This window comes from Rhodococcus sp. KRD197, assembly GCF_017168235.1.
Lineage (GTDB): Bacteria > Actinomycetota > Actinomycetes > Mycobacteriales > Mycobacteriaceae > Rhodococcoides.
On the sequence record NZ_JABFAO010000004.1, the window covers coordinates 676,649 to 700,498 of the forward strand.

23 protein-coding genes are annotated in these 23,850 nt (G+C 65.1%); 18 read left to right on the forward strand and 5 right to left on the reverse strand.

Annotated features, from left to right (window positions below; translation table 11 throughout):
• The first annotated feature begins 167 nt into the window (after positions 1-167).
• The 9 genes from infA to J1M86_RS09525 all read left to right on the forward strand — a co-directional run bounded on the left by infA (position 168) and on the right by J1M86_RS09525 (position 5,531).
• The gene (infA, locus tag J1M86_RS09485; RefSeq protein WP_005140011.1) at positions 168-389 is read left to right on the forward strand and encodes a translation initiation factor IF-1; all 222 of its coding nucleotides are present in this window, start codon (positions 168-170) and stop codon (positions 387-389) included.
• 99 nt (positions 390-488) lie between these two features.
• Complete coding sequence (gene rpmJ, locus J1M86_RS09490; RefSeq protein WP_003938068.1) at positions 489-602, forward strand: 50S ribosomal protein L36; 114 nt, start codon at positions 489-491, stop codon at positions 600-602.
• Between the two features lie 220 nt (positions 603-822).
• A complete protein-coding gene (gene rpsM, locus J1M86_RS09495) occupies positions 823-1,197 on the forward strand; it encodes a 30S ribosomal protein S13 (RefSeq protein WP_206509631.1) in 375 nt (124 codons plus the stop codon).
• A complete protein-coding gene (rpsK, locus tag J1M86_RS09500; RefSeq protein WP_019663574.1) occupies positions 1,197-1,610 on the forward strand; it encodes a 30S ribosomal protein S11 in 414 nt (137 codons plus the stop codon). Before rpsM ends, rpsK begins: the two co-directional genes overlap by 1 nt.
• A gap of 21 nt (positions 1,611-1,631) precedes the next feature.
• On the forward strand, positions 1,632-2,237 hold the full coding sequence (gene rpsD, locus J1M86_RS09505) for a 30S ribosomal protein S4 (protein WP_075838840.1): 606 nt from the start codon (positions 1,632-1,634) through the stop codon (positions 2,235-2,237).
• A 101-nt stretch (positions 2,238-2,338) separates the two neighbouring features.
• A complete protein-coding gene (locus tag J1M86_RS09510; RefSeq protein WP_075838841.1) occupies positions 2,339-3,403 on the forward strand; it encodes a DNA-directed RNA polymerase subunit alpha in 1,065 nt (354 codons plus the stop codon).
• Positions 3,404-3,437: 34 nt separating this feature from the next.
• On the forward strand, positions 3,438-4,013 hold the full coding sequence (gene rplQ / locus J1M86_RS09515; protein WP_206509632.1) for a 50S ribosomal protein L17: 576 nt from the start codon (positions 3,438-3,440) through the stop codon (positions 4,011-4,013).
• 5 nt (positions 4,014-4,018) lie between these two features.
• Positions 4,019-4,918, forward strand: a complete 900-nt coding sequence (gene truA / locus J1M86_RS09520) for a tRNA pseudouridine(38-40) synthase TruA (RefSeq protein ID WP_206509633.1) — start codon at positions 4,019-4,021, stop codon at positions 4,916-4,918.
• Positions 4,919-4,964: 46 nt separating this feature from the next.
• Positions 4,965-5,531 (forward strand): NAD(P)H-dependent oxidoreductase, encoded by a 567-nt coding sequence (locus J1M86_RS09525; protein ID WP_307786580.1) that lies wholly within the window; start codon positions 4,965-4,967, stop codon positions 5,529-5,531.
• Here the strand turns inward: J1M86_RS09525 and eccE are convergent.
• Positions 5,525-7,237: a type VII secretion protein EccE gene (gene eccE / locus J1M86_RS09530; protein ID WP_206509635.1), complete on the reverse strand. Its 1,713-nt coding sequence runs from the start codon at positions 7,235-7,237 to the stop codon at positions 5,525-5,527. The genes J1M86_RS09525 and eccE overlap by 7 nt on opposite strands.
• A gap of 186 nt (positions 7,238-7,423) precedes the next feature.
• Here eccE and eccB point away from each other — a divergent pair, with 186 nt between their 5' ends.
• A complete protein-coding gene (gene eccB, locus J1M86_RS09535; RefSeq protein ID WP_206509636.1) occupies positions 7,424-8,875 on the forward strand; it encodes a type VII secretion protein EccB in 1,452 nt (483 codons plus the stop codon).
• On the opposite strand, the gene mycP is transcribed toward eccB, so the two are convergent.
• From mycP to J1M86_RS09550, 3 genes are all read right to left on the reverse strand, one after another.
• Positions 8,824-10,305 carry a type VII secretion-associated serine protease mycosin gene (gene mycP / locus J1M86_RS09540; protein WP_241259744.1) on the reverse strand — a complete coding sequence of 494 codons (1,482 nt, stop codon included), beginning with the start codon at positions 10,303-10,305 and terminating at the stop codon, positions 8,824-8,826. The genes eccB and mycP overlap by 52 nt on opposite strands.
• Entirely contained in the window at positions 10,263-11,810 is a 1,548-nt protein-coding gene (gene eccD, locus J1M86_RS09545) for a type VII secretion integral membrane protein EccD (RefSeq protein ID WP_206509638.1), read from the reverse strand. Before eccD ends, mycP begins: the two co-directional genes overlap by 43 nt.
• A gap of 109 nt (positions 11,811-11,919) precedes the next feature.
• A complete protein-coding gene (locus J1M86_RS09550) occupies positions 11,920-12,930 on the reverse strand; it encodes an LLM class flavin-dependent oxidoreductase (protein WP_206509639.1) in 1,011 nt (336 codons plus the stop codon).
• A gap of 204 nt (positions 12,931-13,134) precedes the next feature.
• Here J1M86_RS09550 and eccCa point away from each other — a divergent pair, with 204 nt between their 5' ends.
• From eccCa to glmM, 8 genes are all read left to right on the forward strand, one after another.
• Positions 13,135-17,145, forward strand: a complete 4,011-nt coding sequence (eccCa, locus tag J1M86_RS09555; protein WP_206509640.1) for a type VII secretion protein EccCa — start codon at positions 13,135-13,137, stop codon at positions 17,143-17,145.
• Positions 17,142-18,758, forward strand: a complete 1,617-nt coding sequence (locus J1M86_RS26830) for a type VII secretion-associated protein (protein WP_206509641.1) — start codon at positions 17,142-17,144, stop codon at positions 18,756-18,758. The genes eccCa and J1M86_RS26830 overlap by 4 nt, the downstream gene beginning before the upstream one ends.
• Before the next feature lie 169 nt (positions 18,759-18,927).
• A complete protein-coding gene (locus J1M86_RS09565; protein WP_075838846.1) occupies positions 18,928-19,236 on the forward strand; it encodes a WXG100 family type VII secretion target in 309 nt (102 codons plus the stop codon).
• Positions 19,237-19,369: 133 nt separating this feature from the next.
• On the forward strand, positions 19,370-19,663 hold the full coding sequence (locus tag J1M86_RS09570) for a WXG100 family type VII secretion target (RefSeq protein ID WP_075838847.1): 294 nt from the start codon (positions 19,370-19,372) through the stop codon (positions 19,661-19,663).
• A gap of 103 nt (positions 19,664-19,766) precedes the next feature.
• Entirely contained in the window at positions 19,767-20,120 is a 354-nt protein-coding gene (locus J1M86_RS09575; RefSeq protein ID WP_206509642.1) for a TraR/DksA C4-type zinc finger protein, read from the forward strand.
• A 177-nt stretch (positions 20,121-20,297) separates the two neighbouring features.
• Positions 20,298-20,741 (forward strand): 50S ribosomal protein L13, encoded by a 444-nt coding sequence (rplM, locus tag J1M86_RS09580; RefSeq protein ID WP_075838880.1) that lies wholly within the window; start codon positions 20,298-20,300, stop codon positions 20,739-20,741.
• Positions 20,738-21,274, forward strand: a complete 537-nt coding sequence (rpsI, locus tag J1M86_RS09585; protein ID WP_206509643.1) for a 30S ribosomal protein S9 — start codon at positions 20,738-20,740, stop codon at positions 21,272-21,274. Before rplM ends, rpsI begins: the two co-directional genes overlap by 4 nt.
• 118 nt (positions 21,275-21,392) lie before the next feature.
• Positions 21,393-22,733 carry a phosphoglucosamine mutase gene (gene glmM, locus J1M86_RS09590; RefSeq protein WP_206509644.1) on the forward strand — a complete coding sequence of 447 codons (1,341 nt, stop codon included), beginning with the start codon at positions 21,393-21,395 and terminating at the stop codon, positions 22,731-22,733.
• A gap of 4 nt (positions 22,734-22,737) precedes the next feature.
• On the opposite strand, the gene J1M86_RS09595 is transcribed toward glmM, so the two are convergent.
• On the reverse strand, positions 22,738-23,778 hold the full coding sequence (locus tag J1M86_RS09595; protein WP_206509645.1) for an LLM class F420-dependent oxidoreductase: 1,041 nt from the start codon (positions 23,776-23,778) through the stop codon (positions 22,738-22,740).
• Between the last annotated feature and the right edge of the window lie 72 nt (positions 23,779-23,850).

The following is a 23,850-nucleotide window of genomic DNA, read 5'->3' on the forward strand; positions in this document are numbered from 1 at the left end:
GTAACATAGTTCGACGGTGCGCTCTGCGTACCGGTTGTTTGCATGCCTGCGCGAGCCGGCCTTACATCGACCGGTCCACACCGCCGACGCAAGTCGGTGGCCAGTGAGCATCACGTTAACGGAAACAGATGCAATCAACCAGGTGTCAAACCAGGGACGCGGAGGATATGGCTAAGAAAGACGGTGCCATCGAAGTCGAGGGCCGAGTAGTCGAACCCTTGCCCAATGCGATGTTCCGCATTGAGCTGGAGAACGGTCACAAGGTGCTCGCACACATCAGTGGAAAGATGCGCCAGCACTACATTCGTATCCTCCCGGAGGATCGAGTCGTCGTGGAGCTCTCTCCATACGACCTCACGCGGGGTCGCATCGTTTACCGCTACAAGTAACAAGCTTCTCCGGCCAGGTCCGGTCGGAGAGAACCATGCTCGAATCGCGCCGCAGGTATTCGTGCGGCGTGCGCGAGCTACACACAGGAGATCAGCGACGTGAAGGTTCAGCCGAGCGTCAAGAAGATCTGCGAAAAGTGCAAGGTGATTCGTCGTAACGGACGAGTCATGGTGATCTGCGAGAACCTGCGTCACAAGCAGCGTCAGGGATAACCACCGAGCATTTCGCGTTTCTGCTTGGCACACAGCAAGAAGAAGACCTCCCAGCACCAACCGTGACACACGCGTTACGGCACACCCCCGGCACGGAGGCCGGGGCCCCACTGAGTTAGTTGAAAGACGCTTCTCCTGCCTACGGGTTCACGCCCACAGGTGAGAAGGACACAGGGGACGGACTGGGAGCAGACCTCCGGCACACGAAAAGGAATGCCACATGGCACGTCTCGCAGGTGTGGATCTTCCGCGCGAAAAGCGCATGGAGATCGCACTGACTTACATCTACGGCGTCGGCCGTACCCGCTCGAAGGAGATCCTGGACGCAACCGGCGTCAACCCGGATCTGCGTAGCAAGGATCTGTCCGACGAAGATCTGACCAAGCTCCGCGAGTACATCGAGGAGTCCCTCAAGGTCGAGGGCGACCTGCGTCGCGAGGTGCAGGCCGACATCCGTCGCAAGATCGAAATCGGCTGCTACCAGGGCCTTCGCCACCGTCGTGGTCTGCCCGTACGTGGACAGCGCACCAAGACCAATGCGCGCACCCGTAAGGGCCCCAAGCGCACCATTGCCGGCAAGAAGAAGGCGAAGTAATGCCCCCTAAAGCACGCGGTACCGGTCCGAAGAAGACGCAGAAGACGCGTCGCAGGGACAAGAAGAACGTCCCCCACGGATCTGCGCACATCAAGAGCACCTTCAACAACACGATCGTGTCGATCACCGACCCGGCCGGCAACGTCATCTCGTGGGCGTCCTCGGGCCACGTGGGCTTCAAGGGCTCGCGCAAGTCGACTCCGTTCGCTGCTCAGCTCGCTGCCGAGAACGCAGCGCGCAAGGCTCAGGAGCACGGCGTCAAGAAGGTCGACGTGTTCGTCAAGGGACCCGGCTCCGGCCGTGAGACCGCCATCCGCTCGCTTCAGGCCGCAGGCCTCGAGGTTGGCACCATCTCTGATGTCACCCCCCAGCCGCACAACGGTTGCCGTCCGCCGAAGCGGCGTCGGGTCTAGCGGGAAGGAAAGGTTTAGAAAATGGCACGTTATACCGGTCCTATCACCCGCAAGTCTCGTCGTCTGCGCGTCGACCTCGTCGGAGGAGACCAGGCATTCGAGCGTCGCCCCTACCCGCCCGGCCAGCACGGTCGCGCGCGGATCAAGGAGAGCGAGTACCTGCTCCAGCTTCAGGAGAAGCAGAAGGCTCGCTTCACCTACGGCGTCATGGAAAAGCAGTTCCGCCTGTACTACAAGGAAGCCAACCGGCGTCCCGGCAAGACCGGCGAGAACCTGCTGACGATCCTCGAGACCCGTCTCGACAACGTCGTCTACCGCGCCGGTCTGGCACGTACGCGTCGCCAGGCTCGTCAGCTGGTCACGCACGGTCACTTCCTCGTGAACAACAAGCGCGTGGACATCCCCAGCTACCGCGTCTCGCAGTACGACATCATCGATGTACGCGAGAAGTCCGCACAGACCTTGCCGATCCAGATCGCTCGCGAGAGCTACGGGGATCGTACGGTCGCGCCGTGGTTGCAGGTCGTCCCGAACCGTCTTCGCATCCTGGTTCACCGGGTACCGGAGCGCGCACAGATCGATGTGCCGCTCCAGGAGCAGCTCATCGTCGAGTACTACTCGAAGTAAGGCGTAGCGCGTCTGCGGGTGGCCGTCCCGGTCACCCGCAGACGTTCTCGCCTCCACACGTGGACGTCAAATAGCGGACGTCCGTACAGGAGGAACACACAATGCTCATTTCACAGCGACCGACGCTGACCGAAGAGGTCATCGCGGACAACCGCTCGAAATTCGTCATCGAGCCGCTCGAGCCTGGCTTCGGTTACACACTCGGCAACTCGCTCCGCCGTACCCTGCTGTCGTCGATCCCCGGAGCCGCTGTCACCAGCATCCGTATCGACGGCGTTCTCCACGAGTTCACCACCGTCCCCGGAGTCAAGGAAGACGTCACCGACATCATCCTGAACCTCAAGGGCCTCGTGGTGAGCTCCGAAGAGGACGAGCCGGTCACCATGTACGTCCGCAAGCAGGGCCCAGGCGCTGTGACTGCAGGCGACATCGTTCCCCCGGCCGGCGTCACGGTGAACAACCCGGATCTGCACATCGCGACCTTGAACGACAAGGGCAAGTTGGAGGTCGAGCTCGTTGTCGAGCGTGGCCGCGGCTACGTTCCTGCCGTCCAGAACAAGGCATCGGGCGCAGAGATCGGCCGTATTCCGGTCGACTCGATCTACTCGCCCGTACTCAAGGTCACTTACAAGGTGGAGGCCACCCGCGTCGAACAGCGCACCGACTTCGATCGGCTCGTTCTCGACGTGGAGACCAAGAATTCCATCACCGCGCGGGACGCGCTCGCTTCGGCGGGCAAGACCCTGGTTGAGCTCTTCGGCCTCGCCCGTGAGCTGAACGTCGAAGCAGAAGGTATCGAGATCGGACCCTCGCCCGCCGAGGCCGATCACATCGCTTCCTTCGGACTCCCCATCGAGGATCTGGACCTGACGGTCCGTTCCTACAACTGCCTCAAGCGCGAAGGTGTTCACACCGTCGGCGAGCTGGTTGGTCGTACCGAGTCCGATCTGCTGGACATCCGTAACTTCGGACAGAAGTCCATCGATGAGGTGAAGGTCAAGCTGCACTCGTTGGGCCTTTCGCTCAAGGACAGCCCCGCTTCCTTCGATCCGACCACAGTGCCCGGATACGACGCCACCACGGGAACGTGGAGCGATACGGACGCAAGCACCTTCACCGACGGTGAAGGTACCGAGCAGGACTACGCCGAGACAGAACAGCTGTAATCAGCTCGTTGGAGCTCTTACTAGGAGATTCATCATGCCCAAGCCCACCAAGGGCCGCCGTCTCGGCGGGTCGGCGTCGCACCAGAAGGCCATCCTGGCCAACCTGGCGACGGCACTCTTCGAGCACGGCCGCATCACCACCACAGAGTCGAAGGCCAAGCGCCTTCGTCCGCACGCCGAGAAGCTGGTGACCCACGCAAAAAAGGGTGACCTGGCTCATCGTCGTGAGGTACTCAAGACGATCAACGACAAAGATGTCGTGCACAAGCTGTTCGCCGAGATCGGGCCTTTCTTCGCCGATCGCGACGGTGGCTACACGCGCATCATCAAGACCGTCCCCCGCAAGGGTGACAACGCGCCGATGGCCATCATCGAGCTCGTCAACGAGCAGACGGTGTCCAACGAAGCAGATCGCGCTCGCCGCGTGAAGGCTTCGAAGACCGCTCCGGCTGCCGCCGAGGCACCGGCCGAGGAGAACGTCGTCGAGGCTGTCGAAGCCGACGCGACCGATGCCGAGGTCGAGAACGCCGAAGCAGTCGTCGACGGCATCGAAGACAAGGACGCACACGCGTCGGACGCGTCCGACGCAGAAGACGCCAAGAAGGACTAGTCCTCTTGGTTTCGGAGCACGAACGAAGCGGGCCCGCCATTCCTTCCGAGGATGGCGGGTCCGCTTCTTTGCGTACCGCTGCTGCCGCGCGCCGGTACCGTCTCGACATCTCTTACGAGGGCACCGAGTTCTCCGGCTGGGCCCGCCAACCCGGTATCCGCACGGTGTGTGGAGTTCTCGAGCAAGCGTTCTCGACGGTGCTCCGTGAACCGATCGAGCTGACGGTCGCGGGACGTACCGACGCCGGAGTTCACGCCAGCGGGCAGGTGGCGCACTTCGATGTAGTCGGCGAAATCGAAGAACCGGAGCGTCTCGTCCGCAGAATGGCACGATTTCTTCCGACGGATGTGAGGGTCAAGGCAATCACCCGAGTGTCCGCGGACTTCGACGCCCGGTTTTCTGCCCTCCGCCGCCACTACGAATACAGGTTCAGCACGGCCCGGTACGGAGTCGACCCGCTCGACGTTCGCGGCGTGGTGTCCTGGCCCCGCGACATCGACCTCGACACCATGCGTGAGGCATCGTCGACACTGCTGGGGCTGCACGACTTCGCTGCCTTCTGTAAGCGACGTGAGGGTGCGACGACGGTGCGCGAACTGCAACGTTTCGATTGGGAGCGCGTCGGAGATCGGGTGACCGCCTACGTCAGCGCTGATGCGTTCTGCTGGTCCATGGTGCGGAGCCTGGTCGGTGCGATCCAGGCAGTCGGGGAGGGGCGACGCACTCTCGAGTGGACCGCCGCTCTTCTCGATGCACGATCGCGTTCGAGTTCGGTGACGGTGGCACCGGCGCACGGACTCGCACTCGTCGCCGTCGACTATCCGGACGCAGCCGAGCTGGCGAGCCGCAATGTCGCGACCCGGGAAATGCGAAGCGGCATCCCCTCCGGGCCTGGTTGCTGTTGATGTCTGCCGCTCGAAGCTGGTGCTGCGCACTGGCTACGCTGGGACCGTGACACCAGCACCTGTTCGGCTCGCCGTAGTCGTTGCCAGCGTCAGGCCCGAGCGTTTCGGTCCGGTGGTGGCCGAGTGGTTTTCGCGTACCGTGGCCGAGCGCTCCGACTTCGAAGCCTCGACACTGGACCTCATCGACCTCGACCTCCCGATCGACCTGTCACCCTCGCAGGGGGCCGAAGTCCTCGTCTCCGCGATCGGCGCTGCGCAAGCAGTGGTCGCCGTGACTCCCGAATACAACCACGGATATCCGGCATCACTGAAGGTCGCGCTGGACACCGTCAAGTACGAGTGGCGCGGAAAGCCGATCGGGTTCGTCTCCTACGGCGGCGTCTCGGGAGGCATGCGCGCAACCGAACAACTTCGACAGGTCGCGGCGGAACTGCACATGGTATCGGTCCGGGACAGTGTTGCCTTCCCGCGCGCCCGTAGGGCGTTCGACGAACAGGGTTGCACATCGAACGAGGCTGCCGCCGATTCTGCGACGCGCATGCTCGACCAGCTGCACTGGTGGGCGACCGCGTCGACGATGGCGGCGTCGGCTCGGCCCTACCCCGGTCAGTAGGTTCCGACCGGGTTTCGAACACTCCGGGGTCGTCCGATGAATGCAGTTTCCTGCGCGATGGTCACCAGTATCAACTCGATGTCGTGACGAGATGTTCTTACGAGAACTCGGTCCCCGGCGGCGCCCGGCTGCACGATACTCACGTCGGGATCGCGCATCGGTGTCAGCGAGGGATGCTCGGTCAGGGTCAACACCGTGGTGCCGTCGAAACGGCTCGGTAGCCCCACATCCACCGCGTCCGTGAAGTCCTGCACGACAAGGTCGATGGATGGACCGTTGCGGCGCGCGCCGTCGTCGATCCGCAGGTTGTCAGGCGTTGCCAGCGAGTCGACGAGGGGCCGCCAGGCATGCGGTCGGTCGGTTCGGACGAGAATTCTTGCGCCGGTGGCAACCGCGCGAAAGACAAGTTGCTGCGCGAGGTACAACTCACCGGCGACGAGTACGGAGCGCACTCCACGGCCGTGCATGCGCGTGGCGATGCCGTGGCCGGACGCGTCCGAGCCCAGCAGTTGCCCACATCCGCTCGTGGGTGGGCTCAGTTCGGATGCTCGGGTGCGTGCGATGCGCCGCCCGGGCTCGGTGTGGCCGGGAGCCGGGACGGCAATGGGCAGAGTCAACAGAAGGGCCAGGCGGTGTCTACCGTTCATAGACGACAACCCGGGTGCATCCAGTGCTGGTGCGCCCGAACGCGTGACGAGATTGCAGAAGCCGCTCATGTTCACCTGCTCGTCGGCGGCACCTGGCGTCAGCCGAAGGGATACCGTCGTCGACAGCGACGGCGTCGCCCACACATCCGCCAGGAGTTCCTCGTCGATTGCCCGACAGTCGATTTCGTAACCGGTGGCAGCCGCGCCGGGTAAAGGTGCCGTCCGCCAATTCTGGGTGAGGTCATCGATGGCGACACCGCGGCACAGGTGCAATACGGCGTCGCGAATTTGGTTGCGCGTCAGGACCGCCGACGCAACTCCTTGCGCATCGAGCGCTCGCGCAACGCGTTCGGTCGCGATACGCACGGTGGCGGCAGCTCCGACACTGCCTCCGCCGCGCACTCGAACCGCCTCGGTGTTGGATCTCAGGTCTGCGGTGACCGTGACCCAGACCGTCCTGTCCGCGACAGCAGGGAGCGGCCCGATCAAACGTTCGTACACATCCGCTGCGGGTGTGCCCGAAGCAGTCCGCCGGCCGTGCGAGACGACATCGATGCCCGACAGTGAGATGTCGTGCTGGGTCAGACACCGTGCCAGAGTGCCCAGATCCAGTGTGGAGTCCGTCGTGGCACCCGCGCGACCGAGGCGGGTCGCCGCACCCTCGGCCGGGCGAAGCTCGAGAATGCAGGACACCAGGTCGCCGTTTCGGTGGACTCCGAAGGGATTGCCGTCGACATCGATATGGTCGGTGGTCGTGCCGACGGACGGCGCCCACCCGGACGCGTATCGAATCGCCGTCACTGCCCAGTCGAACGGTGTCCTACCCGCTGTGGTGACGAACGGGATCGCTGCGGTCAGCACCGCCACGACGAGCACGGTGCGCATCGAGAAGCCGGCGGCTATGGCGGCGGCGCACAGCAGGGCCAACACCAGTTCGATACAGACCAGCCGCCGGAGCGTCGGGACGCGAAGTCCGATTCCGAGCCGCACGCCGGACCGACTCCGCCGTGTGGGTGCAACACGATCGAGCGGATCGGCAGCACGCTGCGCGCCAGTCATATCCGTCGATCCCTCCCCCCGAAGGCTGTGCCACGAGCGTGCGCCGCACAGCGCGTTCATCACTCGTCCGGTGCACTCTACAAGGCTCGGGTGACCCGGGTACCTCGACGGCCACCGAGTGGGTACTGTGACCCGCGGGGCGGCCCGTGGGGGAACGGGCCGACGGATCGGTTCGGGGGAGGGCTCGTGGCGGCGACGCCGACAACGAAGTGGCAGGTCGGCGGATACAGGTTTCTCGTCCGACGGATGGAGCACGCCCTGGTGCGTCGCGACGTGCGCATGCTGCACGATCCGATGCGGTCCCATTCGCGTGCGTTCGCGGTGGGAATGGTGGTGGCGTGTCTCGGACTGGCCGGGTGCGCGGCGCTGGCGTTGCTACGACCTCAGGACAAGATCGGCGACGCGTCCATCGTGGTTGCGAAGGATTCCGGCGCCATGTTCGTTCGGATGGACGACACTCTGCATCCGGTACTCAATCTCGCGTCGGCCCGTTTGATCGTCGGAAGCCCGGACACCCCGACGATGGTCGATTCGGCCGAACTTGCAGATCGCAGGCGTGGCCCGCTCGTCGGCATTCCCGGCGCTCCCTCCTCGCTGCCGCACGACGAGGCAGGCATCGCGGTTCCCTGGACAGTGTGCGACACGCTCGGAAGCAGTGGCGCGACAGCGGGAACCACCGTGCTGGCCGGCGATCCCCAGTACGACGAGGACAGCGCGCCCTTGTCCGATACGCAGGCTTTCCTGTGGCGAACATCGGACGGTACCTATCTGGTGTACGACGGTGTTCGGGCTCGGATCGATCTTGCCGACCGATCGGTGGTGCGCGCGCTGGGACTCGAAGGCGCAGAACCGTCGAGTGTCAGCTCGGCGCTCGCGAACGCCGTCCCGGTCGTCCCTGCCATCTCACCGCCCCCGATACCCCGGGCGGGTGAGATACCCGACTACGAGATCGCAGGCAAGACCATCGGTTCGGTGGTCAAGGTGTCCGGGGTCGCGGTCGACTACTACGTGGTGCTCGAGGATGGCATCCAACCGGTGAGCCAGGCGACCGCTCAACTCGTGAAATTCGCGGACTCGCAGGGCAGCCCGGAGATCGAGGCGCTCAATCCGGATGTCCTGAGGCGAGCACCGACGGTGACCCGTCTCGCAGTCGGCTCGTTTCCGGATATTGCGCCGACCATCGTCGACACCTCGGCCCAGCCGGTGAGCTGCCTGTCTTGGATTCCGCAGAACGCACCGGATGGCGGACCGAAAGCGCGTCTGGAATTGTCCGCCGGAAGGACGCTGCCGTTGCAGGAGTCAGCTGCACCGGTCCGGTTGGCGCAGGCGGACGGTGGCGGTCCCGCAGCCGACGAAGTCTATCTGTCGCCGGGCAGCGGCGGGTTCGTGCAGAGCACTGGAATCGCACCGACCAGCTCGCGCCGCGACGGCCATTTCTTCGTGGCGGACACCGGAGTTCGATTCGGGGTTGCCGACGGCGAGGCCGCCGCTGCACTCGGCTTCGGCGCGGCCGCCCCAGCCCCGTGGCCGATCGTCGAATTGTTGGGAACGGGCCCTACGTTGAGCCGGGCGGATGCCCTCACCGCTCACGACGGAGTCGGTCCGGACCCGGCCGGGGCTGCGCTTCCCGCGGGATGACGCCTCGTCCTCTTCGGTAATAGGACGGACACGCTCAGTCCGGCGCAAAGAAGGACGAGCACCACCGCCGTCCCGGTTGCAGCGACGGTCCTGGGGCGCAGATCGGGCGGGGCAGCCGGAATCGGTGCGGCCATCGCCGACGGTTCGGCCGGTGCTGGAACGTACTTGCTGTCGATGTTGCCGGTGACAGCTGCCAGCGGATCGACGACGCCATGGCCGACGAGATGGTTCCATCCCTCGGCGGGCGCATGCGCGGTCGCTTCGATGCGTTCGATGACCTCCGCTGCGCTCAGGTCGGGTCGGTGGGCCCGCACCAGCGCAGCTACCGCCGCGACAAGGGGAGCCGAAAAGCTGGTGCCCTGGATCGGCGCGAATCCTCCCTGACTGTCGACGGTGCCGTCGGCCAGGCCTGAGCCCGTTGGTGACAGTGACCTCATCGCGGTCCCGGGCGCGGCGACGTCCATCCAGGGCCCGGCGAGAGTGAAGGCTGCGGGAGTGCCGTCCGGGTTCACCGAACCGACCGTCAACACTTGATCGTCGAACCACGCCGGTGTTGCGATGGTGGCGATACGTCCCCACTGGTCGGCGAAGGGGTCCGCGGGATCAGGGGGTGGGTTTTGGCTTCGGCACGGTGATGTCCCGCCGGTGTTCCCGGCCGCCGCGACCACGACGACATCTTTCACGCGTGCTGCATAGTCGATTGCCGCTCCGAGCGGGCCGTCGACGTATCCCGCTCCGCTCGGTACGCAGGCGACCTCCGAGATGTTGATGACGGTTGCACCGAGATCGGCGGCAGTGCGCACGGCCATGGCCATCGTCATGACATTGCCGTATCCTGAGGCGTTCTCGGCGCTCGGATCGCCCTCGTCTTCGGCGGTGCGCGCAGGTTGGAATGCATTGCTGGACTGCCTGATCGAGATGATCTGCGCCTCGGGAGCTCCACCGGAGAATCCGCTACCGTCCACCGACGATCCGGCGATGAGCCCCGCGACCAGAGTGCCGTGCGCGTCGCAGTCCGAGAGCCCGTCGCCGGTGTGCACGTAGTCCCCGCCCGCCCTCAATCCCGGCAATCTGGGGTGGGGAGTCACACCGGTATCGATCACGGCCACGACCTGACCTGCTCCACGGGTGATCGGCCAGACGGCGCCGAAATCGAGCGCGTCGATCGCCACCGGGACTGCGGGCCCGTCGGGTACGGACGAGACGGGCATGCAGGCGTTTCGCTGCTCGGTCGGCTCGAGTGGCGCCGCGGGTGCAGGTTCCGGCAGCAGTCCCGGATCGACGAATGGGCGGTCGGCGGCGGCGGACCGCATTCCGAAGGGCATCAGAGCGCAGCTCACCGCGAGTCCGAGGACGAATACGACTCGCGCGGTTGCGGCCGGGGCGTTCACAGTCCGCGCATCGCCGCGTACAGACCGCATACCCAGCAAGCGAGCGGAATGACAGCGGCGATAGCGGCGTATTCGACGAGTTCCGCGGCGCGGCGCAACACGGGTGAGAAGACGCGAGTGGGCACGAGGGAACCGAATATCAACGCCGCCACGGTTACGGCGAGTGCCGCGACGAAGGCCCCGATCTGCGGGAGCGGTGCCGCGAAAACGACGACCCCGAGCAGGCTCAGCCCGATGGTCGATCCCGCTGCCACGAGTGGGACCGCGTGCTGTACCTCGGCGAAGGTTCGCCCGCGCAGGGTCAGGGCCAACGCCGTCACCAGTGCCAGCAACACACCCGGCCAATACATGCCACGCGGTGGCTCGGAGCCGAACGCGGCAAGCAAAGCACCGGTCGTTGCTGCGGCGCCGGCGGCACACACGAGCCCGGTCAGGTAACTGCGGGCCCGTCCGGAGGCGCTCTCGAGCTCGGCGACGGTTGGTAGCTCCTCGTCCGCGACCTCGTCGAGGGAAGCGCCGGCGGTAGGTACCGGCGGCAGGGGCAGGCGTGCTTGCATCATCGACAGGCGCGGCGCGGTGGCCAGGGCTGCAAGTGCGACGAGTGTGACGCCGGCGCCGACTGTGCTGAGCGGAAGTTCGGTGAACGAAGCCGTCGCCGCCGCTGCGGACGCGATTGCCGAGGCCGTGGCCATCGCAGTGAAGAGCGCGTATCCGTGTGCGCCCAACCGCAGTGCAAGCACCGCACCCGCACCTGTCGCGGCGGCTCCGAGAAGCAGATGCGGCGCGCCGAGGGACCCGGGCACGAACATCACTCCCGAGGTGAACATCAGCGGTAGCGCACAGCCGGAAAGGAAGATCCCTGTCCTGTCGTCGCCGTAGATCCGCCCAACGATCGAGCCCGCGACGAGAAAGAGCACTGCTGCGGTGGCAGCGCCGATGCCTGCATCGAACGAGATTCCGGTGTCGCCGACACGCGGCGTGCCGGACAGGGCGCCGAACTGCGACTCGAGCAGCGACAGGCAGGCGAGCGCGATGGCGAACGCGCCGACGCCGAAACCGACGAGTTGCGCAGTACGTGCCGTCCACAGCCCGCTCGGGGCATGGCCGGTCGTGGCGACCGCGTACATCAGGTCGTCGAACAGCGGCGGTGGCGCGGGCGAGTCCGCGGTGCCGAGAACGAGAATCTCGCCGTCACGGATCGATGCCTCGTCGAGCGTCATGGTCCCGTGAAGCGGCGATCGGCCGATCTTCGACAGCACCCAGGGGCGACCCTGTCGGTCGGCGGCGGTCTCGTGTCCGGTGCCGCTCGAACCCGCACGCGAATTGAGCAGCCCGACGATCCCTGGGACGAGCACGGAGATCGGCACATCGGTGGGCAAGGCGAGGTCGACCTGGACCGAGTCGGCGAGGACGGTGAGCCGACACAGTTCGACGGGCTCGACAGGTGCAGTGTTGTCGAGCTCCCGTGTGCCGGAACTACCGTTCTGCGACGCGGGCGCCGGCACGCCGGCCGCGTTCACGGCCTGCGAAAGATCCCCTGTCATGCGTTTCCCCCCGGAATATGCGCGTCCCCCTGCCCAGGAGCGACTCTACGACATCGATGTGCAGCCGAGCGCGGACGGTAGCGGGGGCAGGGGATTGCCCGGGGAGGGCTCAGGCAGGTGTGCCCGCGTGCGTTCGATTCCTGAGATCGGTGACCTCGGCGAGGAGTTCGTAGGACCGTAACCACGACCGGCGATCACCGGAGCCCGAGGCGACGATGAGCTCGTCGGCGTCCGCGTGGCGTGTGAAGCGCTCCAGATAGTCCTTGACCGCCGACGGCGTGCCCACCGCGGAATACTTCGTCATCTGCAGGATCTGTCTGCCCTGCGGTGCATCCAGGATCAAGTCGGCTTCCTCGTCGGTGAACTTCCGTCCTCGACCGAGAAGTAGGCGGACGCGGCTTCGTTTGGTGGCCAGGAACTGTTGCTGCGCTTGCTCGTCGGTGTCCGCGGCGATGACGTTGACACCGGCGATCACATGAGGGGTCTGCGACTGTTCGGACGGCCGGAACTCTCGACGATAGATTTCGACGGCCTGCTCGAGTGCATCCGGAGCGAAGTGCGAGGCGAACGCGAACGGAAGGCCCAGCGCAGCTGCCAGCTGGGCGCCGAAAAGTGAGGACCCGAGTATGTACAGCGGAACCTCGGTACCCGACCCGGGTGTGGCGACGACGCCGGGCACCCGTGACTCATTGGAGAGGTACCCCTGCAATTCCTGCACGTCCTGGGGGAATCGTTCGGCCGCGGCCGGATCTCTGCGCATGGCGCGCATCGTTTGTTGATCGCTACCGGGCGCGCGACCCAAGCCGAGGTCGATCCGGCCCGGGTGCAGCGTCGCGAGCGTGCCGAACTGTTCGGCAATGGTCAGCGGCGCATGGTTGGGCAGCATCACCCCACCGGATCCGAGCCTGATTCGACTCGTGTGGGCGGCGATATGGCCTATGAGAACGCTGGTGGCCGAGGACGCGATCGAGCTCATGTTGTGATGCTCGGCGTACCAGATTCGCTGGTATCCCCACTCCTCTGCCTGCTGTGCGAGTAGAACGCTGGCGTCGAAGCTGTCTCTGACGCTTTCGCCCTCGCCGATGTGTGCGAGGTCGAGAATGGACAGGGGTACGGACACGGTGGCCAGCCTTTCGAATCGGTGCAAACGTCGCACAGCGACTCAACCGGTATCGGTGGTCAGGTATTCCGCCTTCCGGCACCGGAGCAGGCTGGCCGAGTGATCGTCGATGGGCTAGCCTTGCGCGGATAACAGACAGCTCGCCTGGGAACGAGAGTGTCTGCGGTAATGGGGGATACCGACACGGGTGGGGGCTTTCACAGCGTGAGTACGGTTCGGTTCGACAGGGGTGCGCGCCGCCCGGTGCCGCGCACACCGGGCGGTGAGGTGGCACTGCAGGCGCCGCCGGAGATCCCACGTGTGGTCCCCGGCAACCTCATGACCAAGCTGATGCCCGTGGTCATGGTCGCGGCCATGGTGGGCATGGTGGCCCTGATGTTCACCTCGGGCATGGCTGCGAACCCCATGATGCTCATGTTCCCGGCGATGATGCTGGTCTCGATGCTCGGTATGGTCGCCGGCGGTGGTCGAGGAAACGGTGCGCGCACCGCGGAGGCGAACGAGGATCGCAAAGACTATCTGCGCTACCTGGACCAACTGCGCAAAGACGTCGGCGGCACGGCAGCGCGTCAGCGCGAGGCCCTCGAATGGTCGCATCCGGATCCCGATGTGCTGTGGACGATGGTCGGTACTGCCCGAATGTGGGAGCGCCGCGGCACAGATCCTGATTTCTGTCACGTTCGTATCGGCCGCGGGGCTCAGCGGTTGGCGACGCGGCTCGTGCCGCCGGAGACCGGTCCCGTGGACGAACTCGAACCGGTTTCGGCTGTCTCGCTGCGACGGTTCGTACGCGCCCACTCCGTGGTCGAGCATCTTCCCACCGCGGTGTCGTTGAGAGGTTTCGCGGCCGTGTCCGTGGCCGGGGATCGCGACGCCGGACGTGCGACCGTACGCGCGATCCTGGCTTCGTTGTGCACATTTCACGATCCGGATCAGGTTCGGGTCGCAGTGGTCTGCGGGCCCGACACCGTGGCGCACTGGGACTGGACGAAATGGCTTCCGCACACCCAGCACGACATCGATCGGGACGGCGTCGGGACTGCTCGGATGATCTACGGGTCGTTCCTCGAACTCGAGGGCGCCCTCGGTGAACACCTCGCGCTTCGAAACCGTTTCACCAGGGGAGCCCCTGTCGCAGCAGGTGTTCCGCACCTGGTCATCGTGGTCGATGGCGGCCTACTCGACAACAGTGGCACCGATGTTCTCCGGACCGGATTGGACGCGGTCACAATAGTCGATCTGACCGATGTAGCGACTGCCCTCGCAGCGAGCCGAGGGTTGCGCCTGTTCACCGAGAACGGTTCCATCGGAGCCTTGACCGGGGCGCACGTCGAAGTCTTCGGTTCGGCCGACGCGATGAGTGTGGCTCAGGCCGAGACGGTTTCGCGGCGCGTGTCGCCGTATCGCACGACCGCACGTCTCGGCGCGGAGTCGGTGGCAGACGACCTCTCGTCGATGTCGAGCTGGAACACCCTGCTCGCTATAGCCGACGTAGGCCAGCTCGAACCGGCACGAGTGTGGGTGCCACGTCGAGGACGAGATCGATTGCGTGTGCCCATCGGAATCGCACCGGACGGAAGTCCGGTCGAGATCGATCTGAAGGAGTCTGCGGAGAACGGCATGGGCCCGCACGGGCTGTGCATCGGTGCAACCGGCTCCGGAAAGTCCGAATTTCTCCGGACGTTGGTACTCGGCCTGATTGCGACGCATGCTCCGGAGCAGCTCAATCTCGTTCTCGTCGACTTCAAGGGCGGTGCGACGTTCGCCGGCCTCGACGAGGCACCGCACGTCGCAGCAGTCATCACGAACCTGTCGGACGATCTCGCGATGGTAGATCGGATGAAGGACGCCCTCGCCGGTGAGATGAACAGGCGTCAGGAGCTCCTGCGTGACGCGGGGAATTTCGCGAATGTCACCGATTACGAGAGGGCGCGCTCCACGGGAGCCGCTCTCGCACCGATGCCTGCACTGTTCATAGTCGTCGACGAGTTCTCCGAATTGCTCAGTCAACAACCGGATTTCGCGGACCTCTTCGTGGCGATCGGTCGTCTCGGACGGTCCCTGCACATGCATCTGCTGCTGGCGAGTCAGCGGTTGGAGGAAGGCAAGCTCCGCGGACTGGACAGCCACCTCTCCTACCGGATAGGGCTGAAAACGTTCTCGGCGAACGAATCTCGGACGGTACTCGGGGTCCCCGATGCCTACCATCTACCCGCCCAACCCGGCGCGGGTTACCTCAAATGCGACTCCGCCGAGATCGTACGGTTCGCGGCGTCGTACGTCTCCGGACCCTATGTACCTCCCCGTCGTAGCGCAGGCAGAACCAGGCGCTCGGGCGCCGACATCCGGCCGCGCTACTTCGGCGCCTTCGCTGTGCAGATCGAACGGTCGGTGACCGATGAGACGCTTCCGGCGTCCATCACGTCGATCCCCGATGAGCTCGGCGCAGATGCCTCCATCGATCGCGCGGATGGGCGCACGGTGCTCGATGTGGTCGTCGATCGAGTCCGAGGTCACGGAGCGCCGGCCCACGAGGTGTGGCTACCGCCGCTCGATCGCTCACCGAGCCTCGATCAGTTGATAGCGGATACCAGAACCAGCTCCGCGGGCAGGGCGAATGCAACACTGCGCGTTCCCGTCGGCGTAGTGGACCGGCCCTACGATCAGCGACGCGAAGTATTGGAAGTCGATCTGGCCGGTGCGCAGGGGCATCTGGCAATTGTGGGGGGTCCGCAGTCCGGGAAGTCGACTGCTCTACGCACGCTCGTGATGTCGCTGGCGTCGACCCACACGCCCGAACAGGTTCAGTTCTACTGCCTTGATTTCGGCGGGGGAACTCTGAACGGGCTCATAGATCTCCCGCACGTGGGTTCCGTTGCGAGCCGACTCGACGTCGATCGAGTGCGCCGGACAGTCGCCGAGGTCGCCACCGTCGTCGGCCAACGCGAGCAGCTCTTCCGGCGACGCGGAATCGACTCCATGGCCGACTTCCGTCGGCGCCGGGCCGAACAGCCGATCGACGCGGAAGACAGCTTCGGTGACGTGTTTCTCGTGGTCGACGGGTGGGCGAGCATTCGCTCGGACTTCGAGACACTCGAGACACAGTTGGCATCGCTCGCCGCTCAGGGCTTGTCCTACGGCATACACCTGTTGATCACCGCGAGCAGGTGGGCCGAGATTCGACCGGCAACCAAAGACCTCATCGGTACCCGTGTGGAACTCAAACTCGGCGATCCTTCGGACTCGGAGGTCGGCCGAGCGAAAGCCGGTCGAGTTCCCGAGGACCGTCCAGGACGAGGGATGACGAAGGACGGACTACACCTGCTGACGGCCCTGCCGAGAATCGACGGGTCCTCCTCCTCGGTCGACCTCGGAGCCGGTATCCAATCGGCAGTGGCGAAGATAGCTGCCGAGTACGACGGTAGAGCGGCCCCGCCTGTCCGGATGCTGCCCGACAACCTCACTCTCGTCGAACTCCGACGCCAGTTGGTCGACCGTTGGCCCAGGTCGCGTGAGAACACCCCGGAATTGTGGGTCCCCGTCGGAATCGACGAAGCAGAGCTGAAACCAGTTGCCGTCGATTTCGCCGAGCAAGCGCACTTCCTCGTGTTCGGGGACACCGAATGCGGAAAGACCGCGTTGCTGAAGTCGATCTGCTCCTCGCTGGTGGAATCGAATTCCCCCGCGCAGGTCAAGATCGTCCTCGTCGACTACCGGCGCACGATGCTCGGTGCGATCGATGCCGAGCACCTCGCGGGCTACGCAGCATCTGCGCCTGTCCTGTCGACCATGATGGCGGAGCTGGCAACGAAACTCGGTGAGCGGATGCCGGGAGCGGACGTGACGCCGCAGCAACTCCGTGAGCGGTCATGGTGGAGCGGACCCGAGATCTTCGTGATCGTCGACGATTACGATCTCGTCGCGACCGCGTCGGGAAATCCGCTGACGGTGCTGGCGGATTACCTCCCGCATGCCCGCGACATCGGGTTCCATCTCGTGGTTGCCCGGCGCTCCGGTGGTGCTTCGAGAACGATGTACGACCAGGTCGTCTCGCGTATGCGTGACCTCGTCTCACCTGGCCTGGTGATGAACGGCAACCGCGACGAGGGCAATCTGATCGGATCGGTCAAGCCGGGGCCGATGCCGCCAGGGCGCGGAATGCTGGTCGACCGTCGTGGGCAATCGCTGATCCAGCTTGCATGGTCGCCGCAGTGAGCACAGACCGGACTTACGCTGCGATCCATCTCGGCGACGGTTCCATTTCGATCCTGCTGGCGACGGGATCGCACGTCACACATCGCGAGTTCCGGACGCAAGTGGCGATGCACGAAGGGGTGCTGGTGTGCCTCGACGACCGCGATTCGCGTGCGGAGATCGGCGAGCATGACAGGGAGCGGGACGTCGCTTCGTCCGAGGGGGAGGGTGTCGAGAGCTTCCCATGGGCCTTCATCGACGATCCCGACATCCTCGTCGGCGAAACATTGGTCCGCACCGAGCATGTTCTCGGTGCGCTGGTGGAGCAAGCGTTGCGCGGTGCGGGCGCCGTATGCCCGGTGGATCTGCTGGAAATTGCGTGCCCGTCCTCGTGGGGTCCACCGCGGCGCGCCACCCTTCGGCGGGCAGTGCAGCCGGTGGCTCGCGAGGTGCTGGTGGTGGACGCAGCTACTGCCGCGGCTCGATCACGGGGAGAGCGGGTACCCGCCTTCGCAGTGGTGGTCGAACTCGGTGAGCTGTCCTGCACCATCAGCGCACTGTCACTTCGTGCCGAGGCAGACGGATCCGAGGACGACTACGACAGGTCGGCGCACTGGGAAGCGATCGGTTGCCGTGACCTGGACTCGGAGCCGAGTAGCGAAGGATCCATCCGCGACACCGTCGCCGGCCACGTAGCGGCCGGTGTGCGGACCGACCCGGTGGAGGTGTTCGTGTTGGATGCCTCGCGTCGCCGTGGCGCAAGAGCACTACTCGCCGACACCGGGTACAGGGTGCACCGGCTGCGCGGACCCGACGTGGTCGTCTCGATGGCCGCGCGCGTCGGGATCGCCGAGCAGGCGGACCCATTCGGTCCGCGCTTGTCCCGTCCCGTGCTTTCACACGATCTGGCCGAAGATCCTCTGCCGTTGACCTCGTCGCGCGCCGCAGCCTGGCTCGACGAGGTCCACACACCACCACGCGCAGAACGACGGACCGGTGCCGTCATCGTGGGCGCCCTCGGTGCGCTCGTTCTGGCTACTGTGGCCGTCACCGGGATCCGCGCTCTGTGGCCGAACCCGTCCCCGGTCGCGGTGCAGACGCTGGGGGACCCCTCGACTGTGCCACTGTCCTCGTCGGTGTCACCGCCGCCAGTACTACCGTCCTCCTCGGTGTCACCGCCGCCGGCACCGTCGTCCTCGCCAATGCCGCCGCCCGGCACCTATTCGTTCGGTCGCGCGAGTGTCGAACTGCCCGCGACGTGGTCCGAACGAGCGGAGACGGACCGGTCGCTTCTGATTCCGCCGGATGGGCCGGATCGTCGCATCGTGCTCACCACCGTCGAGTTGGCTCCTGGCGTGTCGTTCGACGATGTCGCCGATGATCTGGCCGACCAAGTGTCCGCGCGCGGTGAGAGGCCGACCATCGACGGTTACACCCGAGCCACGGACTTCGGCGGACGGGTGGGTATCTCCTATGTCGAGTCCCCGGACGAGTACTCCGTCGTCCGATGGCGCGTATTCGTCGAGGACGGCATTCAAATCGGCATCGGATGTCAATCCTTGCTGGGTGCGGAAGCTGCACTCGAGGACGACTGTTCCCGTGCTGCGAGCACCCTGCGGGTCTCGCCTCCGTGACCGACCGCTCGGTTCTTCGGAAAGATCACCATCGAAATGGAACCTCCGATGGTGTGGGTGCGTCCAATCAGATGTAGGGGGGACATCCGCAGGTTTGCCGTAGCGAACCGCAGCCTCGACCGAGTATTCGCCCGAGTGCTCGCAACCGAAGAACACAAGAGGAGTCGACATGGCAGAAACCGATATTGCGACCATGCTCGCCGTCGCCGCGAAGGTCGACGGCCTGCGCGAGCAGATCGGCGGCTTGTTGCGCGCGCTGCGCGCGGACGTCGACATGGCTGCATCGGGAATCTGGAAGGGTTCCGCGTCGACGACATTCGCGCAGGTCATGACCAGCTGGGACTCCAGCGCCTTCAAGCTCGAGAACGCGCTGTCGGGCATCAGCGAGTCGATCAAGACGAGCGGTATTCAGTACGACCAGTCCGAGCAGGACAACGCGTCGCAGCTGCGCAGCGTGGGCGGATCGCTCAACCTCTGATCTGCTCACCCGATTCTCCGATCTGATCGCAGAGTCGAATTCGGCTACACGAAAACATGATTGAGAATTCAACCCACAATCCACTGCGCGATGCGGAGTCGACAACGGTCGACCGAACGAACACGAGGAACTCATGATGAACGGTGAAATCAAGTACAACTTCGGCGCCATCGGCGACCTGACTGGCGGTCTGACGACCAAGTGGTCTGCCCTCAACGAGCGGCTCGACGAGATCAAATCGTCGATTCAGCCTCTCGTCGCCACCTGGCAGGGGGCAGATTCCGATGCCTACCAGGTCAAGCAGGCGGAGTGGAACGCGGCTCAGGCGGAGCTGAACGGTGTTCTGCAGAGCTTGATCGGTGCTGTGTCCTCGGGCAATCAGCGGATGCAGGAGCAGGAAGCGCTGAACAGGTCGCGCTTTTCCTGACCGACGCACAGCGGCCCCGGTATCGACGAGTGATCGGCGACGATACCGGGGCCGTTTCGGTCGGATGTGCGTGCAGAGTGCGCATCCGTAGTTCACTTGTTTCATGGATGAGTGCGCCGAGCGCAACCGCGAGCGGATAGCCGAGGAACGGGCCGTGGTGTCGGCACGTCTCGAGTCGCTGCAGCGACAATTCCGCGCGATCATCGACGGGTCGAGGTGGTCCACCGACGACGACGAGCACGATCCGGAGGGATCTACCATCGCGTTCGAGCGGGCCACAGTTCTGTCCCTCGCGCGGGACGCGGAGGCTGAGTTGCGGGAACTGGACGCGGCAGCGGAGCGTGTGCGGACCGGTGCCTACGGACGATGCGAGCGGTGCGGGGTGGCGATCGCGGACGCTCGCATGGAGGCCCTGCCCGCAGCCCGACGGTGCATCGCGTGCGTCCGGCTGCGCTGATCTCCGCTGTGGGCGTTTTGACCTGGGGGAGTAGTTCCCGGTATCGTCGCTCGTTGGCGTGTATGGGGTCGCCGCGGCATGTGCTGCGCGGCGAACTCTTGCTCTCGGGTCTCAACTGGCCGCCGAGGTCATCAACACGTCTTGGCCAGCAGCGACATCATGAAGACAGGAATTTCTGTGTCTACATACAGCCCGAAGGCCGGGGACACCACCCGGACTTGGCATGTGATCGACGCCACGGACGTCGTGCTCGGACGCCTCGCCGTCCAGGCAGCGACCCTGCTCCGCGGCAAGCACAAGCCGACCTACGCACCCAACGTCGACGGCGGCGACTTCGTCGTCATCATCAACGCGGAGAAGGTTGCCATCAGCGGCAACAAGCGCGATGACAAGCTTCTCTACCACCACTCCGGCCACCCGGGCGGTCTGAAGTCGCGCACCGTCGGTGAGGTTCTCGCGAAGAACCCCGACCGTCTCGTGGAAAATGCCGTCAAGGGCATGATCCCCAAGAACAAGCTCGGCAATGCCATCGTGGGCAAGCTGAAGGTCTACGCGGGACCGAACCACCCGCACGCCGCCCAGCAGCCCGTTCCGTTCGAGATCAAGCAGGTGTCCCAGTGACGGCGCCGGAGGGAAATGACGTGACGTCGCAGGAAAACCCGGAAGAGGTCGTGGAGATCGCCGCGGACGAGTTCGTGGCCGTGGAAGAGCCCGAGGTGGTCGAGGAAATCGAGGCCGCTGCTGCCGCTCCCGCTCCGATTTCGATCGATCGCCCGGTCCAGACCGTCGGTCGTCGTAAGGAAGCTGTCGCTCGCGTGCGTTTCTCGGGCGGAACCGGTGGTTTCAAGCTCAACGGTCGCAGCCTCGAAGACTACTTCCCGAACAAGGTTCACCAGCAGCTGATCAAGGCTCCGCTGGTGCTCGTCGATCGTGCGGAGTCCTTCGACATCATCGCGCTTCTGCACGGTGGCGGACCGTCCGGCCAGGCAGGCGCGTTGCGTCTGGCCATCTCGCGCGCCCTCATCGAGGTCACGCCCGAGGATCGTCCGGCTCTCAAGGCTGCCGGCTTCCTCACGCGTGACGCGCGTGCAGTCGAGCGTAAGAAGTACGGCCTGAAGAAGGCCCGTAAGGCTTCGCAGTACTCGAAGCGCTGACGTTTTACCAAGTTCTACCCGCGAGGGCAGGCGCCGATGCAGTATCCGGTGCCTGCCCTCGCGGCGTTTCGCACAATCGATTCTTTGTTCTGCTCCGGCGATAGGGGGACGGGTCCGCATGACTCGACTGTTCGGTACCGACGGTGTTCGAGGTCTGGCCAACGGGCTGTTGACGCCGGAACTGGCGTTGAAAGTCGCCAGAGCCGCGGCAACGGTGCTGGTTCCGGCCTCGGGCGATGCTCGGCCGGTAGCTGTTGTCGGCCGAGATCCACGCGCAAGTGGGGAGATGCTGGCGGCCGCTGTCACGGCTGGGCTCACCGCATCCGGCGTCGATGTCGTGGACGTCGGTGTTCTACCTACTCCGGCTGTCGCATTTCTGACGGCCGAATACGGCGCGTGTCTGGGCGTCATGATCTCGGCCTCGCACAATCCCATGCCGGACAACGGGATCAAGATCTTCGCTGCAGGCGGCCACAAGCTGGACGACGAGGTGGAGGTGCGGATCGAAGAGTGCATCGCGCGCGGCGGCGACACGGTATCGGCACCCACCGGTGCAGGTATCGGCCGTGTGAACTCGGCACCGGACGCCGCCGACCGCTACATCTGCCACGTGGGCGCCGCGCTTTCCGGTCGACTCGACGGCTTGACGGTCGTGGTCGACTGCGCGCACGGATCGGCGTCGTTCGTCGCCCCCGCGATCTACACCGCCGCCGGTGCGACCGTCGTCGCGATCAACGCAGACCCGGATGGTCTGAACATCAACGACGGTTGCGGTTCGACCCACATGGAGGACCTGCAGAAGGCTGTCGTCGAGCACGGTGCCGATCTCGGTATCGCGCACGACGGTGACGCGGACAGATGCCTGGCCGTTGACGCTTCGGGTTCGATCGTCGACGGGGACGCCATCATGGCGGTGCTGGCGGTCGGGATGAAGGAATCCGGCGTCTTGACCGACAACACACTGGTGGCGACGGTCATGAGCAATCTCGGGTTGCATATCGCGATGCGCGAGGCGGGTATCGCCATGCGGACCGCTGCCGTAGGTGACCGCTATGTTCTGGAAGAGTTGCGTGCGGGCGGTTTCGCCCTGGGTGGCGAGCAGAGCGGGCACGTGGTCGTTCCGCGCCACGGCACGACGGGGGATGGCGTGCTCACTGCGCTGCTCGTGATGGGCCGGATGTCGCAGACGGGGCGCTCACTCGCGGACCTGGCCTCGGTGATGACTACGCTGCCGCAGGTGCTGATCAACGTCGAGGTGTCGGACAAGGCCGCAGTTGCGACCGCGCCGACGGTTCTCGACGGGGTGGCCGATGTGGAGCGCGTTCTCGGCGACACCGGCCGAGTCCTGCTGCGGCCGAGCGGGACCGAGCAACTCGTGCGTGTGATGGTCGAGGCAGCCGAACCCGGCCTCGCCCGCCGGCTCGCCGAGGAGCTGGCGAGCCGGGTCGGACAGGTCTGAGAGGTCAGTCGGTCAGGTTCTTCAGTGCGCTGAGCTGCGCGACGCGTCCGGCAGTATCCGCGGCCAGCGGAGCGACGTTCAGGGTGGTCACGCCGGCTTCGGCGAACGCGGCAACTCGCTCCTTGACGAAGCTCTCCGGTCCGATGAGGTTGACTGCCCGCACCAGTTCGTCCGGTACCGCAGCGGCAGCTTCCTCCTTCTTGCCGGCGAGGTAGAGGTCCTGGATCTTCTCGGCCTCGGCTTCGTAGCCGTAACGCTGGGCGAGATCGTTGTAGAAGTTCTTTCCTTTTGCGCCCATGCCGCCGATGTACAGGGCGAGATGCGGTTTGACCCACGGTAGGTACTTTTCGGCATCGTCGCCGATGGCGAGGGCTGGGCTCGCGAACACCTGTAGGTCGCCGAGGGCGGGGTCTCGCTTGGCCTTGCCTGCAGCCAACGCCTCGCCCCAGACCTGTTCGGCCTTTTCCGGGTAGTAGAAGATCGGCTGCCAGCCCTCTGCGATCTCGGCGGTCAGTTCGACGTTCTTCGGGCCGAGCGCCGCGATGACGACCGGGATGCGTTCGCGCACCGGATGATTGATCAGCTTCAGTGGCTTGCCCAGACCTGTTCCCTTCTCGGCCGGGAGCGGGATCTGGTAGTACTTGCCCTGGTGCTGAACCTTCTCGCGACGCCACACCTGGCGGCAGATGTCGATGACCTCGCGGGTACGGGCGATGGGTGCGTCGTACTTGACGCCGTGGAAGCCCTCGACCACCTGGGGTCCCGAAGCTCCGAGGCCGAGCACGAAACGCCCGTCGGAAACGTAGTCGAGGCCCGCGGCGGTCATGGCAGTCAGGGACGGCGTGCGGGTGTAGATCTGAAAGATTCCCGACGCGATCTTGATCGTCGAGGTCTTGGCCGCCAGGAATCCGAGCTGGCTCACTGCGTCGAACGAGTACGCCTCGGGTACGAAGATGATGTCCAACCCGGCTTTTTCGAGCTCGGCCACCTCGGCGACCGTTTCATTGAATCCCCCCGAGTAGTTAACCATGGTTCCGATGTGCATCGATGCTCCTCGCAGGTGAGATGTGCTCTGGCTCGCTTTATGTTCTCGGACGTTACCTGCAGTGAGCGGAAC